This window comes from Stenotrophomonas sp. TWI700 (assembly GCF_039673645.1).
GTDB classification, from domain to species: domain Bacteria; phylum Pseudomonadota; class Gammaproteobacteria; order Xanthomonadales; family Xanthomonadaceae; genus Stenotrophomonas; species Stenotrophomonas maltophilia_AA.
In genome coordinates this window covers 36,506-56,045 of the sequence record NZ_JBDJMB010000001.1, presented here as the reverse complement: position 1 = coordinate 56,045, position 19,540 = coordinate 36,506, and the positions used below count along the sequence as shown (strand labels likewise).

The following is a 19,540-nucleotide window of genomic DNA, read 5'->3' as shown; positions in this document are numbered from 1 at the left end:
ACGGGAAGCAGTACCGTGAAGGAATCAGCGCCACGCGCTGCCCACCCGTCAACGGCTGGCGGTGGCAGCGGGCGGGAAGCCCGCGAGCATCTTGTCCAATGCGGCCTCCACCGCAGCGTTGATCTTCTCCGGCGACGAAGGCACGGTGCTGCTGGCCGTGCCGCGCCACACGGCCTGCTTTGTGCGCGTATCGAACATGTCCAGCACCAGCGTGCCTACATCATAGGTACGCACGGTCGTGGTCGCGTTGCCCATGCCCCCGCGCCAGCCACCGCGCCAGCCCCACCCGCCCATGCCGGTCCCGGTGTAGAAGGTATCGAGCGTCTGCTTCCGGTCGGTGACGGTGTGTGCGGCGAGCGCGATGTCGCCCTGCGGCACCTCGCGCAGGCCCTTGGCCTGCAGTCTGGCATTGATGCCATCGACGATGCGTTGTTGCACCAGGGGCGAGCCGGCCGTTGGCTTGACCGCCCAGCTGTAGGTTCTGTACGCGCCGAAGTTGGCTGCCGGATCGAAATCGGTGTTGACGGTCGGTGTGGATGCACAGGCGACCAGGCTGGCCGCGACGGCGGCGATGCAGAGCGCTTTCATGACATGAGCCTCCCAGGTATGGACCGAATGACGCACTGCGGTCGCAGGCGTCCTGCTACAGCCAGTGACTCTCTGCGATCAGCAACTGCGCGGGCCGCGCAAGGATCGCGAGACGAACGATTCACCCTTCACCGCGGCCTCAACCGCCTCCAGCAGGTCATCACCTGCGTCGGACTTGAGCACATAGCTGCACGCTCCCAGGGCCATTGCCTGCGACACCATCTGCGGCGCGGCGTGCACGGTGATGAACACCACACCAAGAACGGGGCGCCGCAGTCGAAGCCGGCGTGCGGCCTCCAGCCCATCCAACTCCGGCATGCCAATATCCGTCACCACCACATCGGGCAACATCGCCTGTGCTGCCTGCACCAGTGAAGCCCCGTCCTGCACGAGCCCGATCACCTCGAAGTGCTGGGCAAGCAGCCCGCGCAGCTGGCGTCCCATCGCGCACCCATCCTCGGCCAGCAGTACCCGTACCGCGTTCATCGCACTCACCCGCTCGACACCTGTCCTGATGGTGCGACCGGACACCGGACGCTCACAAGGGAAAAACCACCGCGGGCGGGCAAGTAAATCTACTGGCTGCACACATCCAGGCTGCCTAGGGGCGGATCAGGCCCTCCAACTGCGCCTTGCGCACCAGCTCCAGCGTTCCGTGCACCCCCAGCTCCTGCATGATCGCGTACTTGTGCGATTCGATGGTGCGCACCGATACCCCCAGTGCGTAGGCAATCTGCTTGGAACGCAGGCCACGGCCGACGTATTCCAGGATGCGCAGCTGCTTGTCGGTCAGCGCATGCTGTCGGCGCCCCGACGACACGATCGCATCCGCCGCCAGGCTGGGCGTGACATAGGTGTGGCCTTCCATCACGCCCTGGATCGCGCGCACCAGTTCGTCGCCGGCCGCACTCTTGAGCATGTAGCCGCGGGCACCGGCACGGATCGCCTCGGCCGCCAGGCTGGACTCGTCGTGCATGGTGAGAAACAGAAACGGCGTCAGGCAACCTTCGCTGCGCACCTGGCGCATCACCTCAAGGCCGCTGATCCCGGGCATGCTGATATCCGAAACGACCATATCCGGCGGTTCGTGGCGGAGCGAGGCCAGCAGCTGCTCGCCGGACGACACCAGCACGATCGAGTCAAAACAGTCCATCAACAAGCGTTCGATGCCTTGGGCCACGAGCCGGTGGTCATCGGCGACGACGACACTGCGGAACCGCACAGACCTCCCCTGCACGCACGAGACGCCCATTGCCTGCCTCCGTTCGCTACGATCGCCCCCATGGACCCGTCGCTGCAGCCACCATCACCAGGTTGGTCATCGGCAATGCGCCACGACAAGCCTTGCCGATGCGTCTGCAGCGTGCCGAACATGCGAGTGGCTGCGTGACGGGGCCGTGATGCCACGCACGCGATGTCGCTTGCTGCAGCCAGCGGCTCAGGTCACGATTCAGCGTCGCAGGGTGTCTCGAGGACACTCCCCGAAGACAGTGCGGTACAGCAGGGAAAAGCGGCCCAGATGCCCGAAGCCCAGCCGCAGGGCTATCTCCGTCACGCTCCCCGTCGCATCTGCCTGCAGCAATGCGCTGCGCGCGCGGTTCAAGCGGGCCACCTGGTGCCAGTGGCAGGGCCCATGTCCGTAGGCATCACGAAACAGACGCTCGAGCTGGCGTTCGCCCACGCCCAGCGCGAGCGACAGGGCCGCGCTGTCGAACGGCCGGTCAAGATGGCCTTTCAGATGGGTCTCGGCCCGCCGCACCACGGCATCGCGGTGGCGTTCGATCCAGCTGCCATCGGCACATCGTTCCGGTCCGGCATCGGCGGCACTGACCGCATCCACGAAGGCCCCCAGCAGCAGCGCCGACTGTGCCGCCAGCTGCTCCCGCGTGATCAGGCCCTGCCAGCGGGCGGCCGTGTCCAGTGCCGTGGACACGCCGTAGCGCAGTGCCTGCGCGTGCGCAGGGTCGGCAGCTCGGCTGCACCAGCCACTGCGTGGCAGACGCAGTTCGCGACCCACCCGCGCGACCGCCTCGCGCTGCAGGACCTCGCGCGGAATCAGCAGCACGGCCCACTGCCACCCCCCGGGGCGCGGGCACACATTGAGTTCGCTGTCCTCGGCGAAGACCATCACCTGGCCCGCCGGAATCCAGCGCCCGTTGGCCCACATCGGCTGCCGGCAGGACACGGTAATTGCCAAGGCGATCAACCCTTTACCAAAACTGCCGCTGGCGAAAATCGGCAGCGTATAGGTGCCGCTGTCCAGGCTGAACTCCGGAAAAACCAGCCGCTGCAGGCACGCGCGAAAGTGCCCGGCGGCCAGCAGGCGCTGTTCGAACCGGGCGTCGCGCACCACCCCCAGCAACGCATCGGCGTCGAAGCCATCGACGACGAAGCGGCTGTACGGGGCCATCGGTTCGTCCATGCCAGTTCCTCGAACAGGTCGGAAAGCGGATAGCGCGACGGGGGACAAGCTGCTTACATCGGCGCGATTGTGGGGCGGAAATACCATCGCTACAAGCGGTGGCACCCGGCCTCCGCAAGCATGAAACGCATCACCTGGAGACCTGTCCAAGGGGCGCCCGCGTCCCCTGGGGACGAGCCCAGATCCGACGCTTCCTCACGCACCGGCCGAGGTCTACGTGCACGTCAGCGCGACCGTGACGCACATCGCACCCGTCGACAGCAGCCGTGCAATACCGGCGGACGAAGCGGTCAGCCCACCCGCCTCCACACGTACATCACCTGCGCTTCGCACAGCATTCACGCACGTGCTACCGCTGTTGATCGGCTGCCTGCTCGGCCAGTTGTTACCGACGCTGGCCCAGATGCCGGGCTTCCGCCTGCACGTGCTGTGGATTCCGGGCCCGCTGTTGATGGGCTGGCTGCTGTTCACTCCGCGTCCGCAGTGGCGCACATGCATCCTCGCGGCCGCGGCCGGCACCGTGCTGGCGTTCGTGCTGGTGCCGTTCGTCGGGCTGAGCGGGCTGATGGCCAGTACCGGTGAACTGGCCCTGGTGTCTGCCGCGGCCTGGCTGTTGCTGCGCTGGCGGCGGGCGGGCTCCGCGCTGGAGGTATACCGCGACATCGCGCTGTTCATCGTGCTCGGGGGCATCGCGCTCCCCGTGTGCGTGACGTTGTGGCAGATGCTCGTCTTTCCCGATACGCCCAGCGGACCCGCACCGGGCGGGCTGCGCACACGGCTGCTCTGCAGCAGCGTGAGCTACCTGCTGATCGTGCCGGCGGTGGTCAACATCGCGCGGGTGCTGCAGTCGCCAGAACGTCGCGCCGGCTGGCGCTGGCACACCGTCGCCGTCGCCGTGCTGCTGTTGGGGGCGCTGGGCGTGATCTGGGGCATGGACTGGGCCGAAGGGGTGATCACCCCGCTGCTGGTCCTGGCCCCCATCCCGCTGATGATCTGGGCGTTGATCGTGTTCGGGGTCAGCGGGGCGTCGGTGTGCATGCTGATCGTGGCGGTGCTGGCGATGCAGTTGAGCATGGCCGGCGTGGGTCCGCTCGCCTTCTGGACACCCGAGCGCAACCTGATCACCGCCCAGGTGTGGACCGTGGGCACCAGCTGCGCCCTGCTGTTCCTCGGCGCGCTGTCCGAGCAGAAGCTGTCCAATCACCTGAAGCTGCAGCAGGCCTATCGCCGGCTGGGTGAGGTGACCGGCCGGATGCTGGTAGTGCAGGAAGAAGAGCGCACACGCATCGCACGCGACCTGCATGACGACGTCAACCAGTCGCTGGCGGCGATCTCGATCTGCCTGAGCACCCTGCGCAACCAGATTCCAGAGTCCGAGCGGCACAGCGTGGTCGAGCTCCAGGAGCAGTTGCTGACGGTGTCCAATGACATCCGTTCGATCTCCCACGAACTGCATCCAAGCATCCTGCGTTTCACCGGCCTGGCCAGTGCGCTCGATGCGTTCTGCATCAAGCGCAATGCACGCGGCGCGCTGCGCGTGCGATGCCGGATCGAGAGCCCGCCCCGGCTCGGTGACGACCGCGAGCTGAGCCTGTTCCGCATCGTGCAGGAAGCGGTGAACAACGTGGATAAGCACGCGCGTGCCAGTACCGCCCACGTCCTGGTCACGGTGCGCGGTGAGCAGCTACTGCTGCGGGTCGACGACGATGGGATCGGCATGCCGGTAGCGGGCAGCACGCCGGCGGCGCCGGGGCTGGGCATGATCAGCATGGAAGAGCGCGCACGGCTGCTGGGCGGCAGCCTGCAGATCGGTTCCAGCCCGCTGGGCGGCACCCGTGTCGAAGTGCGGTTTCCGTTGGGCGATGTGGCGTCCGACCATGGGTTCCATCGCGCGCTGCAGACGCCGCTTTCACCTGGTCGTGACAGTTGAAAAAAGAAGTCGTCCGGGTGCATCCGCCACGACACTCCCGCCGTAAGTGAAGGTGCGTCATACCGGCGCATCCATTTGGGAGTTTTGGTCATGAAGATCCAGTTCGCAGGCCTCGTACTGATCGGTTGTCTTGCCGCTACCGCGTCCCCGCTCGTCTTCGCGCAGGACCCGGCCGCGCCGATGGCCGCGCACAGCAATCCGATGGTCGGCGGTGCGGCGATGTATGCCAACAAGGACATCATCGACAACGCCGTCAATTCCAAGGACCACACCACGCTGGTCGCCGCGGTCAAGGCCGCCGGCCTGGTCGATACGCTCAAGGGCGCAGGCCCGTTCACCGTGTTCGCACCGACCAACGCCGCGTTCTCGGCACTGCCGAAGGGCACCGTGGAGGGGCTGCTGAAGCCTGAAAAGAAGGCGGACCTGACCAAAATCCTGACCTATCACGTCGTTCCGGGCGCAGTCACTGCCACCGACCTGATGGCGAAGATCAAGCAGGGTGGCGGCAAGGCCAGCCTCACTACGGTCGAAGGCGAAGCGCTGACCGCGCACGTCGTTGGCAAGGGCATCACCCTGACCGACAGCAAGGGCCAGGTCGCCCACGTCACCATCGCCGATGTGAAGCAGAGCAATGGCGTGATCCACGTGATCGACAAAGTGCTGATGCCGTAACCGGAAACGGCGGCCGCAGACGACCGGCGGCCGCCCCGGAGCGGAGGGAGATGACCTGGCGCGCCGTCTTCAGGACGATGACGGGGGAGACATCACGCTGTGCGGACGACGCGCCAGGTCAAGACGGTCCCTCGCCGGCGCATGCGTGCGCCGGCCGGGTGTGTACACGGGGAAAGAGAACGCGGTCCGCCGGCGCTCAGCGCGGCAGTGCCTTGCCGGACAGCTCGACGCGTCGGTTGGGCGCCAGGCACACGATCAGCGCCTTGCGCTGCGTCTGCTCGCACTCCACCAGCGGATCGGCCTTGCCCCGCCCTTCGGCGACGATCGCCGCCGCCGGTACGCCGCCGGCCACCAGCGCGTCGCGCACGGCCTCGGCGCGCCGTTGCGACAGCACCCGGTTGTAACGGTCGCTGCCGATCCGGTCGGTGTAGCCGATCACCTGGATGGTCTGCACCCGGCTGGCATCGCGCACCTGCTGCAGCAGCGTCTCCACGTTACGGCGTCCTTCCGGCGTCAGCACGGCACTGTCGAACGCGAACATCGCATCCGCCGCCAGCCGCAGCGGCTCGCTCGGCATCGGTGCGGGCGCCGGTGGCATGGGTGGGCGCGGTGGATCGAGCACGGCGGCGCAGGCCTGCGGCTTCCAGTGCGCTGTCTGGGCAATGCCCTTGCCATCGAAATCGACTTTGAACTGGCAGGTGAAGTAATCCCCACCCGGGCTGCTGCGGAAGTTGAACAGGTAGTTCCACTCGCGCACGCCCCACATGCCTTCGCCGAAATGCGGGGTGCCCAGCAGAGCGTACAGCTGGCGTTTGCTCATGCCACGGGCGAACAGGCGCAGGTTGTCGACGTCCACGAACAGCCCCTCCTTCAGGCTGGCCTTGGCCGCATCCGGGAAGCTCACCGCCTCGGCGTCGACGGCGGTATCAGGCGAAGTGGCGCGTTGCTCGCCGTGGCTGGCGCAGGCGCCGAGCAGCAAGGCTGCCAGGCTCAGGCCCAGTGACCGCAGCAGCGGCCCCTGGGGAATGGTTGTGGGCTGCATGTGCATGGTGTTCCCCCTGTAAACGTTGAATGCGGACCGTGTGACCCGGTGCCGGCGGAGGGCCGGCACCGGGCGCGGTCACCACTGGATGCCGGCACCTACCGCGACACCACCATCGCCGCGGCTGTTGGTCGAACCGCTGAACTTGTAGATCCAGCGGCCGCCTTCGGAGACCCCCGAAATGCCCACCGCCACGCCGGATTCGCCGTTGAAGCTGCCTGCGGCGAGCGAGGCCATGCTGCGGCCGGCTTCATAGGGCTGCGGCAGGGCGGCCACCGCCATGGCCGAGGCGACACCGGCCGAGGCGCGGTTGTCGGTCTTCTGCAGATTGCGGTCGAACGAGTCCATGCGCTCGTCGGTGTACGCCTTGGACCAGTCCAGGGTCTGGGCCATGCCGCTGCGCAGCTGGTCCACGTTGACGGCATCGGTGCCGGCGGTGCCGGGCGCGACGTTGCGCACCGTGGTCGGACCGCTGGCGGTACTGCCGAGTGTCACGCTGTTGAGGTTGGTGGTGCCGTTGACGTTGGTGTCGTAACGGATCGTGCCCTGCTGGGACGCCTGCAGCTGGCGGACGTTGACCGCGTCGGTGGCTTCGCTGCCATCGGCGACGTTGGCGATCTGCCGCTCCGCGCCACTGCTGCCCACCGAGACCGTGTTGGCCCGGTTGGCCACCGAACCGGCGCCCAGCGCGACGCTGTTGCTGCCCTGTGCGCTGGCTCCGTTGCCCAGTGCGGTCGCGTTGGTGCCTGCGGCCGCTGCGCCGGCACCGCCGGCCACCGCGTTGTCGCCGGTCGCGGCCGGCGCGGCGAGGTTCTGCGTGTTGTTGACCTGGAACATCCCGGAGGTGCCGTTGTTGATGTTGTTGATCTGCGTGTCGGTATAGGCCTTGGACTCGGTGATCGCGTAGTTCACGCCGTTCTGCAGCTGGCCGACATTGACCGCGTCATAGCGTTCCGAACCATCGGCCACGTGGGTGACCTTGCGCTCGGCACCGGTGCTGCCGACGGCCACCTCGCCCACCGAGTTGCTGGCACCGGCCTGGCCGTAGGCACCGGTGTACCCGGCCTGTGCACCCACGCTGGCCACCGAGCCGGCGCCGAGGGCGACGCTGTTGTCCGCGCTGGCGTTGGCGCCGTCGCCGATCGCCGCGCTGCCGCTGCCCGCCGCACTGGCCAGCGGCCCGATGGCGATGCTGTCGGCACCGCCCGCGGTGGCCGCACCCTTGGTCGAGTTGACCTGCACGTACTGGCTGGTGCCGCCCGGCTGGATCTGGTCGATGCGGGTATTGAGGTTGGTCAGCGAGGTATCCACCGCCGAGAAGGCTGCGGTGACGTCGCTGTAGTCGTTGGCGATGACGCTGCCATTGGTGGCGATCGAGGAGATGCGGAAGGTCGGCGCGGTCCAGATGCCGGTGTTGCCATCGAAATTGGTGGTGCCGCCGAAATACCCGACCAGGGCCGCGTTGGTCTGGAACAGCTGGTTGCCGTTGACCGCATCCAGGCTGCCGGCCAGCACGCGTCCGTCGGCCAGGTTGGTCAGCGCCACCGCCGCGCCGCTGGCATCGCCGGCCAGGGTGATGGTGTTGGTCGCGTCGCCACTGGCATCGGCGTCGTACTTCACGGCCAGGCGGTCCACGGTGTCGGTCTGGTCGGCGACGTTGGCCAACGAGGTGCTCACGGCATCGAAGGCGCTGCCGACGTTGTCATAGCTGCCGGGGGTGACCTGGCCATCGCTGGCGACGTTGTTGATCGTGTAGCTCGGCGCGGTGACCAGGCCGTTGGCATCCAGCGCTGCGCCACCGCCCAGATGGGTGGCCACCGCCTGATTGGCATTGAACAGCTGGCCCAGGTTGACGGCATCGGTCGCCTGGGTACCGGCGGCGACATTGACCACCTGGCGCTCGGCACCGGCCGCACCGACCGACACCGTACCCTCGCGATCGGCCAAGGCACCGGCGCCCACGGCGATGCTGTTGGCCGCGGTTGCCGAGGCCCCGGTGCCGACGGCGATGCTGTCCAGCCCGGCGGCGGCGGCGGCGGCTCCGGTCGAGTTGATCTTCAGGTAACGGCTGCCGACGCCGTTGCGGATGTCGGTGATCTGCGTGTTGAGGTTGACCAGCGAACCGTCCACCGCGGAGAACGCGTCGCTGGCGTTGTCGTACACTCCCTGCGCGACGGCGCCACCGCTGGAGATCGTGGAGATCTGGAAGCTGGGGGCGGTCCACGCGCCGGTGGCGGGATCGTAGGCGGTGACACCGCCGAAGTAGTCGACGATCGCGCTGTTGGTATCGAACAGCTGGGCGCCGTTGACCGCCTCGGTGCTGCCCGCGGTGACCGCACCGTTGGCCAGGTTGCCGATCGTGGTGGTGCCGGTGCCGCCGCCGAGGGTGACGCGGCGATAGTCCGCACCGCCAGCCCCGTCGTCGTCGTAGGTCACCGCCAGCGTGCCGACCGCATCGATCTGCGAGATCGCGCCCTGCAGCTGGGCCACGTTGACCGCATCGGTGGCGGCACTGCCGGCAGCCACGTTGCTGATCTGGCGCTCGCCACCGGCGAAGCCGACCGAGACTTCACCGGCCGAGACCTGCGCCGCACTCAATCCATAGGCGCTGTAGCTGGCCTGCGCACCGCGGTTGGCCGCCGAGCGGTAGCCCAGCGCCACGCTGTTGGCCTGGTTGGAGGTCGCTTCCGAACCCAGGATGGTCTGCCCGTTGGCGGTGCCCGTCGCACTGTCGCCGACCACCACGGAGTGGCCCATGCGCGCTGCGTAATCGGCCGTCGGAACGCCCGTCGGATCGGTCGGGTCGTTGACCCCTGCGCCCGGGAACGCCACGTTGGCGTCCTGCTGCGGCAGCTCGTGGCGTGCGTTCGCACCGATCACCACTTCCCTGGACCCATTGGCATAGGCGCCGTCGCCCACCAGCACCTGATAGTCCTGCGCGGCGTTGACCGCCCAGCAGTCCACGCTGGCGACCAGCAGATTGACGCACTGGTTCGACCATGCCGGCGAACCGTCCGGCAGCACCAGCCCGAGCAGGCCGTTGGGGTCGCCGTTGTTGATGTTGTAGATGTAGCTGTCGGAGGTGACGCCACCGATCAGGGTCAGGTGCGAGCTGCCGCCAGTGCTTGCCCCGCCCAGCCCATCGAGCAGCGTACCGACCGGGGTCAGGTTGACCACCGGCACGCCCAGCACGTTGGTGACCGAGTAGGTCTGCATGACGTTGGCGCTGCTGACTGCGAGGTTGCCGTTGCGGACATAGCCGTCGCCACCCAGCAGCCCCTGCGCGGTCGGGCCGACCAGTTGCGACAGCGATCCGACCAGGCCGCCGGTGCCGATGACCAGCCCGGCATTCGGATCGGCCGGGGCCGGCCCCTTCGGGCTGCCCGGCGGCAGCGCGGTCGGCGCCGGGAAGACCGTGCCCAGGATCGGCGTGGTGATCGCACCGACCGCACCCAGCACCGGGGTGGTGAGGGTACCCACGGTAGTGCCGACGCCGTCGAGCAGGCCGCCGACCGCCCCGCCGACACCGTTCAACACTCCCCCTAAGGCGTTGCCCAGACCATTCGGCGCCAGCGCCATCGAGCTGGTCTGCACGGCACTGACGCCGGCATCCACGAGCTTGGGATTGCGGTCGGCCGCATCGACCACGTGGCCGAGCGCATCCACGCGCACGCCGCCAGCGACATTACTGGCCAGCGATGCCTGCACGGCATCCGGTGCGTCGGGCGTCACCGTGGCATCGGCGATCAGCGCCGCCCTGGCCTCCACCTCGGCCGCCGCCAGGCGTGCCTGTGCCGCCGCATCGACGTTGGCCTCCAGTGCGGCCTTCCGTGGTGACGGTGTCGCCGCGACCGCCACGCTCGCCTTCGCCTCGGCGTTCACTGCCAGCGCGGTATCCGCTGCCGCAGTGAGTCGCGCATCGGCCTTGACCGGAACGTGCGCCGTGGCTGCGGTCGGCGCAACCGAGGCGACCGCGTTGATGTCGGCATGGGCATTCAACCCGCCACCGTTGCTGTTACCTGCCGCGATGCCCAGATCGGCCAGGGCCGCCCCCTGGGCGCCCGGCGCGGCAACGCGCCTGGGCAGATCCGCGTTCGCCTGCGCAGCGGCCTGCACCTGCAGCGCCGGCCGGTTGGCCGTCGGTGTGCCGAGGTTGAGATTGACCTTGGCATCCACGCTCAGCAGGGGGGCGGTGCCACGATCACGTGCCGCGGCTGCCAGCGCCACTTCCGCATCGAGCTTCACCGGCAGTGGCGCGGTGTACTTGGCGGTCAGCGCCTGCAGGTCGGTGAGCGTCTGGTTCTCACCGGCCCATGCACTGCCGGTGCACAACGCCAGCGAGAGACCCAGCGACAGCACCGACATCGGCACCTTCAGATGCACGACGACCGGGCCGGCGGCCAGGCTGCCACGCGCGGTGGCGATTTCGGAGACGACCACCAGGGCGTTCAGCCGGTGGCTCCACACCAATCGAAAAATACGGTTCATCAGGTATTCCCCCGTGTACGAATGCGTTGAACATCACCGGTGCCTGACGGCACGTGGATGTCATTACAGTCGAGGGGTCAAACCGCGAGCACTTCATTCCGGCAGCACAAACGTGCGTTCCGGCAAGACGACGGGTAAAACCGGCAGCGGAATAGGCAATTTCGGCAGGTTGCCGAATATGTGCACGGCCGGCGTGTGGATACTCTTCTGAATGCTCAGGCCGGGCTGCCCATCTGCGCGGGCGCGCGCATCAGCGTGTCGCGTGGCAGCTCGCCAAACACGCGTCGATAATTATCGGCAAACCGCGACAGGTCCCACAGTCCGCAACTGAGCGCGATCGCCTTGACCGATTTGCGGCTGGAATCGGCCATCGACAACCCGCGGCACGCGGCGCACAGCCGCAGCATCGAGAGATAGCGGTTGGGCGAGGTGCCGAACAGGTCTTCGAAGGCATACCGCAGCGCGCGCTCGCTGACACCGGCCGCGTCGCAGATTTCATTCATGTAGATATAGCGACGCAGATTGAGCCGCATGAAGTTCTCGGCGCGCTGGGCGATCAGATAATGGGTACGCCGGCCCCGGCTGCAGGTCGGGTGGTCGTCGCTGCCGGCGCCCAACAGGGCCTGGATGTGGTCATGCAGCAGGCTATCCACGGCATCGGCCGCCAAGGCGCCGCCCTGCCCGACCAACGCGGCATGCACATCGGCATAGCGCTGCATCAGGCGCGCCCCGCCGCCGGCCGCGCCAACGTGGAACAGGGACAGCGCCTGGCCCGAAGGCAGTGTGTTGCGCAGGCTGAGTTCGGTCAGTTTGCGCTGCACCCGCTGCATCGGCGCGAGCAGCAGGGTCAGGTGGGTGCCGGCGCTGAGCGTGAACTCGCTGATGCCTTCGGGCAGCACGGTCAACGCCATCCCCGCCGCGAGCGGCATGCCGTGGCACCAGCTCACATTCTCGTCTGTGGCGTGGATCAGGCCGAGCAGGCACCAGTCCTGCGGCAGCATGAAACGACCGCGGAAATGGAATCCGCTCACGGCCGTGCAGAACAACGCCTCGTCATGCACCTGCGATTCAATGGCGGCCCGCGGGCCGTTGCCATCCAGCAGCACCATTTCCAGATCGCAGACACGCAGGACACCACTGAGCGATGCCAGGTCGAATGCCCTGAGCCCGCTCTCGATCCGGTTATCCACCACACCATCTACCATGACAGTGATGCCCCCCTTTGGCTGGATCCCCGGTGCCCTCGCTACACGGCCACCGGGTGCGCACTCCTGCGATTCCTGCTGCGCAGTCTGTTACGGCCAACCTCGCGCCGCGATGCCGCCAGCCGGCCGATCCAGATCATTCAGTGATTCCCGCTAAATGATTCAGCAGATGCCATGTCGCTCTGCGCGCGTGATTCGATGCGCATTTTTGGCAAGTATGCCCGAACTGGACGCCAGGTAAACAGAATCACAATCGTCGTCACAAATATGGCCAGAACCCCGGAAGTCCAGCGTTTGTACGCGTCTGCGCACCGTCAAATAGTTGACATCACATTGCGTTCACTTAATCTCCACCCGGAGTTCACTTTGGCGCTATTACATCAGGGTCATATAGCTCAGCCACGGCTGACCGGTTTTCCCTAAAGTTGAATCCGGGCCTGCCGATTTTGTGTATTGGATACCGCGCGATTCGTCGAGCATCCAGATCAGGACGCCCGGACATACCGACGCGGTGATACTGCAACACAGGGGGAACGCCATGGACAGCAACCTTCATCTTCAGTGTGTTCATTGCCACTGCCGCGTGCCGGCAGCAGTGACGTACTGTCCAGCGCGATCTGCCGTCAATGACGTCGGCCGGGCACAGCCCGGCCGATAGCGCAGGCCTGTAAAGGGCCGCATCGCGCAGGATGCGCGGTCGAGATGGACGTCCTGGCGGAGTCAGGCACCACCATCGGTACCAGGGGTTGTATCCGCCCGTTCGGGCTCTGATTGGGAAAGGGAGAAACCGTCATGAATGCATCCGTTCGCAAGTTCCTTGTGGAAGAAGATGGCGTGACCGCGCTCGAGTACGGCCTGCTGGCCGCCGTGATCGCGGGCATCCTGGTGGCCGTCGGTAAAAATCAGATCACCGACTTCTTCGGGAATCTGTTCGAGAAGCTCGGTGAGGTCGTCGACGCCGCCACCGCTGCCGCGGCCTGATCGACTGTTGCTGGCTGCCTGCTGTCGCCCGGCCCTCCCGCGGCGACGGCATGGCGCGGACGTGCTGGGGCACGACCGATTCGGGGGACATAACGCATGGAACTCCTTCCCCTGGTGGCATTGCTGCTGGGCATACAGGTCGCCATCCATGACCTGTATGCCCGACGGGTGTCCAATCGTGGGTTGATGCTGGCCACCGGCCTGGCACTGGTGGCGTTGGCCTGGCAGTGGCTGATGGCGGGCCGCGGCTTTCCGGGTACGCATCTGCTGGGCTTCGCGCTGGGTTTGCTGTCGCTGCTGCCCTTCTATGCCATCGGCTGGATGGGCGCCGGTGACGTGAAGTATTTCGCGGTGCTCGGCCTGTTGCTCGGCGCCGCACCGCTGCTGCCGATCTGGATCATCGCCAGCCTGCTCGCCGGTGCACATGCGATGTGCGTGATCGTGGCACGGCGCATTGGGCCTGTCTTCTTCCACGACGCACTGTCCACCGGCTCCAGCGGTCCGGTCTCGCGCAAGGTGCAGCCGGTGATCGCGCAGTGGCGTCATGCACGCCAAGGCCGGGTCGGCATTCCTTACGCGGCCTACCTGGCCTTCGCCAGCCTGTGGTGGGTGCTGCAGCAGCATTTCGGCGGTGCCGCATGAGCGTCACACGTCGGTACTGCCGTCCTGCCCGGCCCCAGCGCGGCATCGCCACGCTGGAATTCGCCTTGATGCTGTTGTTCGGCCTGTTGCCGCTGTTGCTGGTCACGTACTCCGGCGTGATGATCATGGCCGCGCAGCAGACACTCTCGGCGGCTTCCGCAGAGGGAGCGCGCGCCGCCTTCCGCCACGCCACGCCGACCGAACGCCGCACCGCCGCCTGCCTGGCGGCACGCCGCTCCATGCAGTGGCTGCTCACGTACGCCAAGCAGGCCCCCGACTGCGCTGCGGCTGCCGCCCCGCCGATCACCGTCTCCACGCCCGCGCCGTGCGCCGACCTGCCGGCCGCGCAGTGCATCCGCGTGGAAGTGAGCTACGACTACAGCACCTACCCGTTCCTGCCCGGCACCGGCCGCGTCTATGGCTGGGTGATGCCCAAGCCACTGCGCAGCACCGCCGTCGCCCAGCTCGACCTCGGCGGCAACTGATGACGCTCCGGAGAACAGCATGCTCAAATTGACCCGCATCACCGCGATCCTGTTGATCGGCCTGGCGGTGATCCTGGCGATCGTCGCCTTCGGCGTCAGCCGTCGCGCCAGCCAGACGCCCCCCGGGACGCCGGCGACTGCGAACACGCCTGCACAACCGGCGAGCTGGCCGGTGGTCGAAGCGGTCGGCGCGTTGCCGGCCGGACGCCCGATCACGGCCGAGGACCTGCGCGTCACCGGCCATCCCCAGCGCCCCACGGGCGGCTACACCTCGGTCAACGCCCTGATCGGTGCGGTGCCGACCCAGGACATCCCGGCCGGCACCCAGATCCAGACCGCGCAGATCGCGCAGGGCTTTTCGTTGCGCCTGAACCCCGGCGAGCGTGCGCTCGCCGTGCCGGTGGACGAACTGGTCGCCGCCGGCAACCGCATCCAGCCCGGCGATTTCGTCGACGTCTTCCTCAACCTGCGCGCCTCGGGCGGGGTGCGCGATGACGGCGATGCACAGACCCGGTTGCTGTTGTCGCGCCTGCGCGTGCTCAGCTATGGCGCGCAGGACGTACAGAGCGTGGCCACGGTGCCGGCCGATGGCAGCGAGCCGCCGCCCGCAGACAGCCGCGCACAGGACATCACCGGCGGGAGCAGTTCGGCGGGCGGTTCCCGCAGCGAGGGCACCACGGCCCCGGCACGCAGCGCGGTACTGGCCGTGCCGGTCGCCGAGGCGAACCGGCTGCTGCTCGGCGCCCAGCAGGGCAAGCTGTTCCTGGCGCTGCGCAACCCGGCCGACATCGGGCTGCCGGACCAGGCGCTGTTCCCGACGCCCAGCCGCGTGCTCAGCCCGCGCCGCGAGCTCTCCGCCGACGAGCGCCTGGCCTTGCAGCGCCCGGAGAATGACGCCTATGCCGGCATTGATACCGATGCATTGGCCGGCCGCGGACGCAGTACCGCCGCCACACTGCCGCTACCGACCAGCGCCCCCCGCCGCGCCACGCCGCGCGCGGACCGCGGCATCGAGATCATCCGTGGCGACATTTCCTCCCATAGCGGGTCGCGCTAAGCCCATGCCGAGACAGCCCATGACCGAACGCCCCACCCTCGCGCGCCGTCTCTCCCACGTTCTGCCACGCTGCCTGCTGGTCGGCGTGCTGATCGGCAGCCCGCTGTTGGCCAGCGCCGAGGCAGAGCTGGTGCTGCAGACGCGCGAACAGCGGCCGTGGTCACTGCCGGCGAATCTGGAGCGGGTGGCCATCGCCGACCCCAGCGTGGCCGACGTGGTGATGCTGCGCGGCCGTGAGGCGCTGCTGGTCGGCAAGGCGCCGGGCAGCACCACGTTGCTGTTGTGGCGCAACGGCAGCCGCGAGCCGGAGCGTCTGCAGGTCGAGGTGCGCAGCGCGGTGCAGGGCGCCGTAAGCGCACAGGGTGGCGGCACCGGCCTGATCGTGCAGGACGGCCAGGGCCTGCTGCAGGGCCTGAGCCCGTCGCTGCTGGACCACCAGAGCAGCGTGAAAGCGGCCGCGATGGCGGTGGGCAAGGACGGCCAGCTCGCCGACATCGCCACCATCGCCAGCGGTGGCGTGGTCCAGGTCGAGGTGAAGATCGTCGAGTTCAACAAATCGGTGCTGCGCCAGATCGGCATGAGCTTCGGCAACAAGAACTTCAACCGCAACAACGGCTTCTACTACGGCATCACCCGCCCGGGTTCCACCCTGCCGGGCCTGCTGCCGGTAGGCGAATCGGCCGGCCCCGACGACGTCATCATCACCAACCCGCTCTCGTCCGCATTCGGGCTGGTATTCAAATCCCTCACCCATGGGTGGGATGCGAACATCGACCTGCTGCAGAGCAACGGCATGGCCCGGGTGCTGGCCGAGCCGACCCTGGTCGCGCTATCCGGGCAGAGCGCGAGCTTCCTGGCGGGTGGCGAGCTGCCGATCCTCGAGCCGCAGGGCCTGGGCACCACCACGGTGACGTTCAAGCCGTTCGGCATCGGCCTGACCGTGACCCCGACCGTGCTCGGCCCGAACCGCATCGCGCTGAAGGTCGCCCCGGAAGCAAGCGATCTCAACTATGCCGCCGGCATCACCTACAACGACGTGCAGGTGCCATCGATCACCACGCGCCGCGCGGACACCACGGTCGAGCTGGGCGACGGCGAAACCTTCGTGATCGGCGGGCTGGTCAGCAACAACGTCACCTCCAATGTGGACAAGGTGCCGCTGCTCGGCGATCTGCCGATCATCGGCTCGTTCTTCCGCACCCTGAATTACAAGAAGGAAGAGAAGGAGCTGGTCATCATCGTCACGCCACGGCTGGTGCAGCCGCTGGCCCAGGGCACCGAGGTGCCGCTGCCGGGCCAGCGCGAGGCATCGCCGAACCTGCCGGTCTGGGGGGCCTGGCTGCTGAGCCCGGCGTCCTCGGACCAGCTGCCCGGATTCTCGCGCTGAGCCCGATGCCAGGAACCTGCCCGCCATGTCCGCCACCCTGCAACTGGTCCAACCACGGGATGCTTCGATGAAGCTCGTGCTGTTTGCGCCGGACCGCGAACTGGCCCCCCTGCTCTCGGCGTTGCTGCCGTCGCTGGGCACGGTGCAGTGGCTGGACAGCGCCGCGCCGGCGTCGGCGCTGGAATCCCTGCGCGATACCGGCTGCGTGGTGCTGTTGGACTACCGGCATGAGCACGCGGCGTTTTCCGCGGCCCTGACCCGCCAGCTGCAGGCGCAGGCGCCCGAGCTGCCGCTGGTAGCCGTTGGCTCGACCCAGGCCGAGCACATGGACGGCGTGGTGGCCGCGCTGCGCGCCGGGTTGCGCGACCTGCTCGACCTGGACAGCGCGCCACAGGACATGGAGGCCGTGCTGCGCCGCGCCGCGTCGCTGGGCGTGCAGGGCCGTGGCACCGTCCCGGTCGCGCCACCGGCACGCGCGCGCATGGTGCTGCTGCTCGGGGTACGCCCCGGCGTCGGCAGCAGCACGCTGGCCGCGCATCTGGGCGTGCTTGCGCAGCAGGCCACGACGGCCCACCCGGATGTTCCGGCTGAAGCGGCACCTGCCGACACGGGCACGTTGCTGCTGGACCTGGGGCAACCCACCGGCGATCTGACGCTGTACCTCAATGTGGACCCCAGCTTCCATTTCGACGATGCGCTGCGCAACGCCGGACGCATCGATGCCACGCTGGCGCGCACCGCGATGGCCCACCATGCCACCGGCGTCACCCTGCTCGGCCAGCCGCCGGGCATGGAGGGGGCCGCACTGCCCGACCCCGGCATGCTGATGCAGCGCCTGCGCAGTGTCTTCCACACCGTGCTGTGCGACCTCGGCGGCGTCCCCCTGCGCCAGTTGCCGGTGTCGCTGCTCAACAGTGCCGATGAAATCTGGCTGATCGCCGACCAGTCGATCGGTACCCTGGTCTCGCTGGACCAGATGCTCCGCCATCTCACCCAGGTCGGTGCGCGCGATGCCCGGGCGCAGCTGATCATCAACCGCCATGACGATGCCAGCGGACTGAGCCCGGCGCAGATCGCCGCCCGTTTCGAGCTGCCGCTGTTGGCGGTACTGCCCGATCGGCCCACACTGCGTTCCAGTGCCAGCCATGGCCGCCTGCTGCTGCAGGATGCGCCCCGTGATCCGTATGTGCGTGCCCTTGCCCCGCTGTTGTCGCACCTGGATCCGACGGCCCCCGCGCCGGCCAGGGGCTGGCGGGAACACCTCGCCCTTCGCCTGAGTGGTTCCCCATGGAAGACAAAGTGACCCCGTTCCCGACCCCCACGGCCCGTGCCGATGCCGGCCCCGAAGCCGAGCCTGGCGCGCAGCCGTTCGAGCAGTCCGAGCAGTACCAGAAAGTGCTGATCGCCGCGCATGAGCACCTGCTCAACAGCATCGAGGACGAGCGCATCGACATCGATGCATGGGCGCCGGATACCGTGTCGCGCTACGTGCATGCGCAGACCGCCGGCTTCGTCCATGAATGGCGGATCCCGATCAACGAGGCCGAGAAGGACATCGTCGCCAATGCGCTGGTCAAGGAGCTGACCGGCTTCGGTCCGCTCGATGACCTGCTGCATGATCCGGAGATCGAAGACATCCTGATCAACGGCTACAAGGACATCCACGTCTCCCAGGGCGGCATGCTCAAGCGCGCGCCGCAGCGCTTCAGCGATGACAGCCACCTGCTGCGCATCCTGCGCCGGATCCTGGCCCCGCTCGGCCGCCGGCTGGACGAATCCAACCCGATGGTGGATGCGCGCCTGCCCAACGGCGGTCGCCTCAACGCCATCATCTCGCCGCTGGCCGTGGATGGGCCGATGGTCTCGATCCGCAAGTTCCGCAAGGACCCGTTCACCCCGGACGAACTGCTGCGCATGGGCACCTTCGACCGGGCGATGCAGGCACTGCTGCACGCGATGGTGCTGGGCCGCTGCAACATTCTCGTCTCCGGCGGCACCAGTTCGGGCAAAACCTCGCTGCTCAATGCGCTGGCCAATTACATTCCGGCCAACGAACGCGTCATCACCGTCGAAGACACCGCCGAGCTCTCGCTCAACCACCCACACGTGGTGCGCCTGGAAAGCCGGATCGGTGGCGCGGACGGCAACGGCGCGATCAGCATCCGCGATCTGGTCCGCAACAGCCTGCGCATGCGCCCGGACCGGATCGTGGTCGGCGAAGTGCGTGGCGCCGAAGTGCTGGAAATGCTGCAGGCCATGAACACCGGCCATGACGGCTCGATGGCCACCATCCACGCCAACTCGCCGCGCGACTGCCTCTACCGTATCGAGATGCTGGCCGGATTCGCCGGTTTCCAGGGCAGCGAGGACAGCCTGCGCCGGCAGATTGCCAGCGCCATCGATTTCATCGTGCAGATCTCCCGCCTGGGCAGCGGCCGTCGCGTGCTGGTCTCGATCACGGAAATCACCGGGGTCACCGACAACATGATCGCGACCCAGGAGATGTTCCGTCACGAAGTGCAGATCGATGCCGACGGCAAGGAACAGGACCGTTGGGTCGGGCTGGGCTTCCAACCGCATTCGCACAAGCTCGAGCCGTTCCGCCGGCAGCTGCGCGAAGCGCTGGGTGGAGGCTTCTGAG

General features: G+C 67.7%; 16 protein-coding genes. 9 read left to right on the top strand and 7 right to left on the bottom strand.

The window, feature by feature from the left end; genetic code table 11:
- Positions 1-48: 48 nt before the first annotated feature.
- The 4 genes from ABE473_RS00240 to ABE473_RS00225 form a co-directional block, all read right to left on the bottom strand.
- Entirely contained in the window at positions 49-588 is a 540-nt protein-coding gene (locus ABE473_RS00240) for a DUF4136 domain-containing protein (RefSeq protein ID WP_346488011.1), read from the bottom strand.
- A gap of 78 nt (positions 589-666) precedes the next feature.
- Positions 667-1,119 carry a response regulator transcription factor gene (locus ABE473_RS00235; protein ID WP_346488010.1) on the bottom strand — a complete coding sequence of 151 codons (453 nt, stop codon included), beginning with the start codon at positions 1,117-1,119 and terminating at the stop codon, positions 667-669.
- 70 nt (positions 1,120-1,189) lie between these two features.
- Entirely contained in the window at positions 1,190-1,840 is a 651-nt protein-coding gene (locus tag ABE473_RS00230) for a response regulator transcription factor (protein WP_346488009.1), read from the bottom strand.
- A gap of 198 nt (positions 1,841-2,038) precedes the next feature.
- Positions 2,039-3,010 carry a helix-turn-helix domain-containing protein gene (locus ABE473_RS00225; protein ID WP_346488008.1) on the bottom strand — a complete coding sequence of 324 codons (972 nt, stop codon included), beginning with the start codon at positions 3,008-3,010 and terminating at the stop codon, positions 2,039-2,041.
- A gap of 346 nt (positions 3,011-3,356) precedes the next feature.
- Here ABE473_RS00225 and ABE473_RS00220 point away from each other — a divergent pair, with 346 nt between their 5' ends.
- Together ABE473_RS00220 and ABE473_RS00215 are read left to right on the top strand one after the other, a co-directional pair.
- Positions 3,357-4,940: an ATP-binding protein gene (locus ABE473_RS00220; protein WP_346488007.1), complete on the top strand. Its 1,584-nt coding sequence runs from the start codon at positions 3,357-3,359 to the stop codon at positions 4,938-4,940.
- Between the two features lie 90 nt (positions 4,941-5,030).
- The gene (locus ABE473_RS00215; RefSeq protein ID WP_346488006.1) at positions 5,031-5,612 is read left to right on the top strand and encodes a fasciclin domain-containing protein; all 582 of its coding nucleotides are present in this window, start codon (positions 5,031-5,033) and stop codon (positions 5,610-5,612) included.
- A gap of 196 nt (positions 5,613-5,808) precedes the next feature.
- Here the strand turns inward: ABE473_RS00215 and ABE473_RS00210 are convergent, their stop codons facing one another.
- The 3 genes from ABE473_RS00210 to ABE473_RS00200 form a co-directional block, all read right to left on the bottom strand.
- On the bottom strand, positions 5,809-6,654 hold the full coding sequence (locus ABE473_RS00210; protein WP_346488005.1) for an OmpA family protein: 846 nt from the start codon (positions 6,652-6,654) through the stop codon (positions 5,809-5,811).
- A gap of 78 nt (positions 6,655-6,732) precedes the next feature.
- Positions 6,733-11,142 (bottom strand): YadA-like family protein, encoded by a 4,410-nt coding sequence (locus ABE473_RS00205; RefSeq protein WP_346488004.1) that lies wholly within the window; start codon positions 11,140-11,142, stop codon positions 6,733-6,735.
- Between the two features lie 215 nt (positions 11,143-11,357).
- Entirely contained in the window at positions 11,358-12,347 is a 990-nt protein-coding gene (locus tag ABE473_RS00200; protein WP_346488003.1) for a helix-turn-helix domain-containing protein, read from the bottom strand.
- 792 nt (positions 12,348-13,139) lie between these two features.
- On the opposite strand from ABE473_RS00200, the gene ABE473_RS00195 reads away from it, so the two are divergent.
- From ABE473_RS00195 to ABE473_RS00165, 7 genes are all read left to right on the top strand, one after another.
- Complete coding sequence (locus ABE473_RS00195; protein WP_346488002.1) at positions 13,140-13,328, top strand: Flp family type IVb pilin; 189 nt, start codon at positions 13,140-13,142, stop codon at positions 13,326-13,328.
- 96 nt (positions 13,329-13,424) lie between these two features.
- Complete coding sequence (locus tag ABE473_RS00190; protein ID WP_346488001.1) at positions 13,425-13,970, top strand: prepilin peptidase; 546 nt, start codon at positions 13,425-13,427, stop codon at positions 13,968-13,970.
- Positions 13,967-14,455 carry a pilus assembly protein gene (locus ABE473_RS00185; protein ID WP_346488000.1) on the top strand — a complete coding sequence of 163 codons (489 nt, stop codon included), beginning with the start codon at positions 13,967-13,969 and terminating at the stop codon, positions 14,453-14,455. Before ABE473_RS00190 ends, ABE473_RS00185 begins: the two co-directional genes overlap by 4 nt.
- Positions 14,456-14,474: 19 nt before the next feature.
- A complete protein-coding gene (gene cpaB, locus ABE473_RS00180; RefSeq protein ID WP_346487999.1) occupies positions 14,475-15,512 on the top strand; it encodes a Flp pilus assembly protein CpaB in 1,038 nt (345 codons plus the stop codon).
- Positions 15,513-15,531: 19 nt separating this feature from the next.
- Complete coding sequence (locus ABE473_RS00175) at positions 15,532-16,899, top strand: type II and III secretion system protein family protein (RefSeq protein ID WP_346487998.1); 1,368 nt, start codon at positions 15,532-15,534, stop codon at positions 16,897-16,899.
- 67 nt (positions 16,900-16,966) lie between these two features.
- Entirely contained in the window at positions 16,967-18,202 is a 1,236-nt protein-coding gene (locus ABE473_RS00170; RefSeq protein ID WP_346487997.1) for a fimbrial protein, read from the top strand.
- A complete protein-coding gene (locus ABE473_RS00165; protein ID WP_346487996.1) occupies positions 18,187-19,539 on the top strand; it encodes a CpaF family protein in 1,353 nt (450 codons plus the stop codon). Before ABE473_RS00170 ends, ABE473_RS00165 begins: the two co-directional genes overlap by 16 nt.
- The last annotated feature ends 1 nt before the right edge of the window (position 19,540 follow it).

What these genes read in the sequence shown, in the direction of transcription:
- ABE473_RS00240 (WP_346488011.1), bottom strand. Translation starts at nt 588, where the DNA reads ATGAAAGCGCTCTGCATCGCCGCCGTCGCGGCCAGCCTGGTCGCCTGT.
- ABE473_RS00230 (WP_346488009.1), bottom strand. Translation starts at nt 1,840, where the DNA reads ATGGGCGTCTCGTGCGTGCAGGGGAGGTCTGTGCGGTTCCGCAGTGTC.
- ABE473_RS00225 (WP_346488008.1), bottom strand. Translation starts at nt 3,010, where the DNA reads ATGGACGAACCGATGGCCCCGTACAGCCGCTTCGTCGTCGATGGCTTC.
- ABE473_RS00215 (WP_346488006.1), top strand. Translation starts at nt 5,031, where the DNA reads ATGAAGATCCAGTTCGCAGGCCTCGTACTGATCGGTTGTCTTGCCGCT.
- ABE473_RS00210 (WP_346488005.1), bottom strand. Translation starts at nt 6,654, where the DNA reads ATGCAGCCCACAACCATTCCCCAGGGGCCGCTGCTGCGGTCACTGGGC.
- ABE473_RS00205 (WP_346488004.1), bottom strand. Translation starts at nt 11,142, where the DNA reads ATGAACCGTATTTTTCGATTGGTGTGGAGCCACCGGCTGAACGCCCTG.
- ABE473_RS00200 (WP_346488003.1), bottom strand. Translation starts at nt 12,347, where the DNA reads ATGGTAGATGGTGTGGTGGATAACCGGATCGAGAGCGGGCTCAGGGCA.
- ABE473_RS00195 (WP_346488002.1), top strand. Translation starts at nt 13,140, where the DNA reads ATGAATGCATCCGTTCGCAAGTTCCTTGTGGAAGAAGATGGCGTGACC.
- ABE473_RS00190 (WP_346488001.1), top strand. Translation starts at nt 13,425, where the DNA reads ATGGAACTCCTTCCCCTGGTGGCATTGCTGCTGGGCATACAGGTCGCC.
- ABE473_RS00185 (WP_346488000.1), top strand. Translation starts at nt 13,967, where the DNA reads ATGAGCGTCACACGTCGGTACTGCCGTCCTGCCCGGCCCCAGCGCGGC.
- cpaB (WP_346487999.1), top strand. Translation starts at nt 14,475, where the DNA reads ATGCTCAAATTGACCCGCATCACCGCGATCCTGTTGATCGGCCTGGCG.
- ABE473_RS00175 (WP_346487998.1), top strand. Translation starts at nt 15,532, where the DNA reads ATGACCGAACGCCCCACCCTCGCGCGCCGTCTCTCCCACGTTCTGCCA.
- ABE473_RS00170 (WP_346487997.1), top strand. Translation starts at nt 16,967, where the DNA reads ATGAAGCTCGTGCTGTTTGCGCCGGACCGCGAACTGGCCCCCCTGCTC.
- ABE473_RS00165 (WP_346487996.1), top strand. Translation starts at nt 18,187, where the DNA reads ATGGAAGACAAAGTGACCCCGTTCCCGACCCCCACGGCCCGTGCCGAT.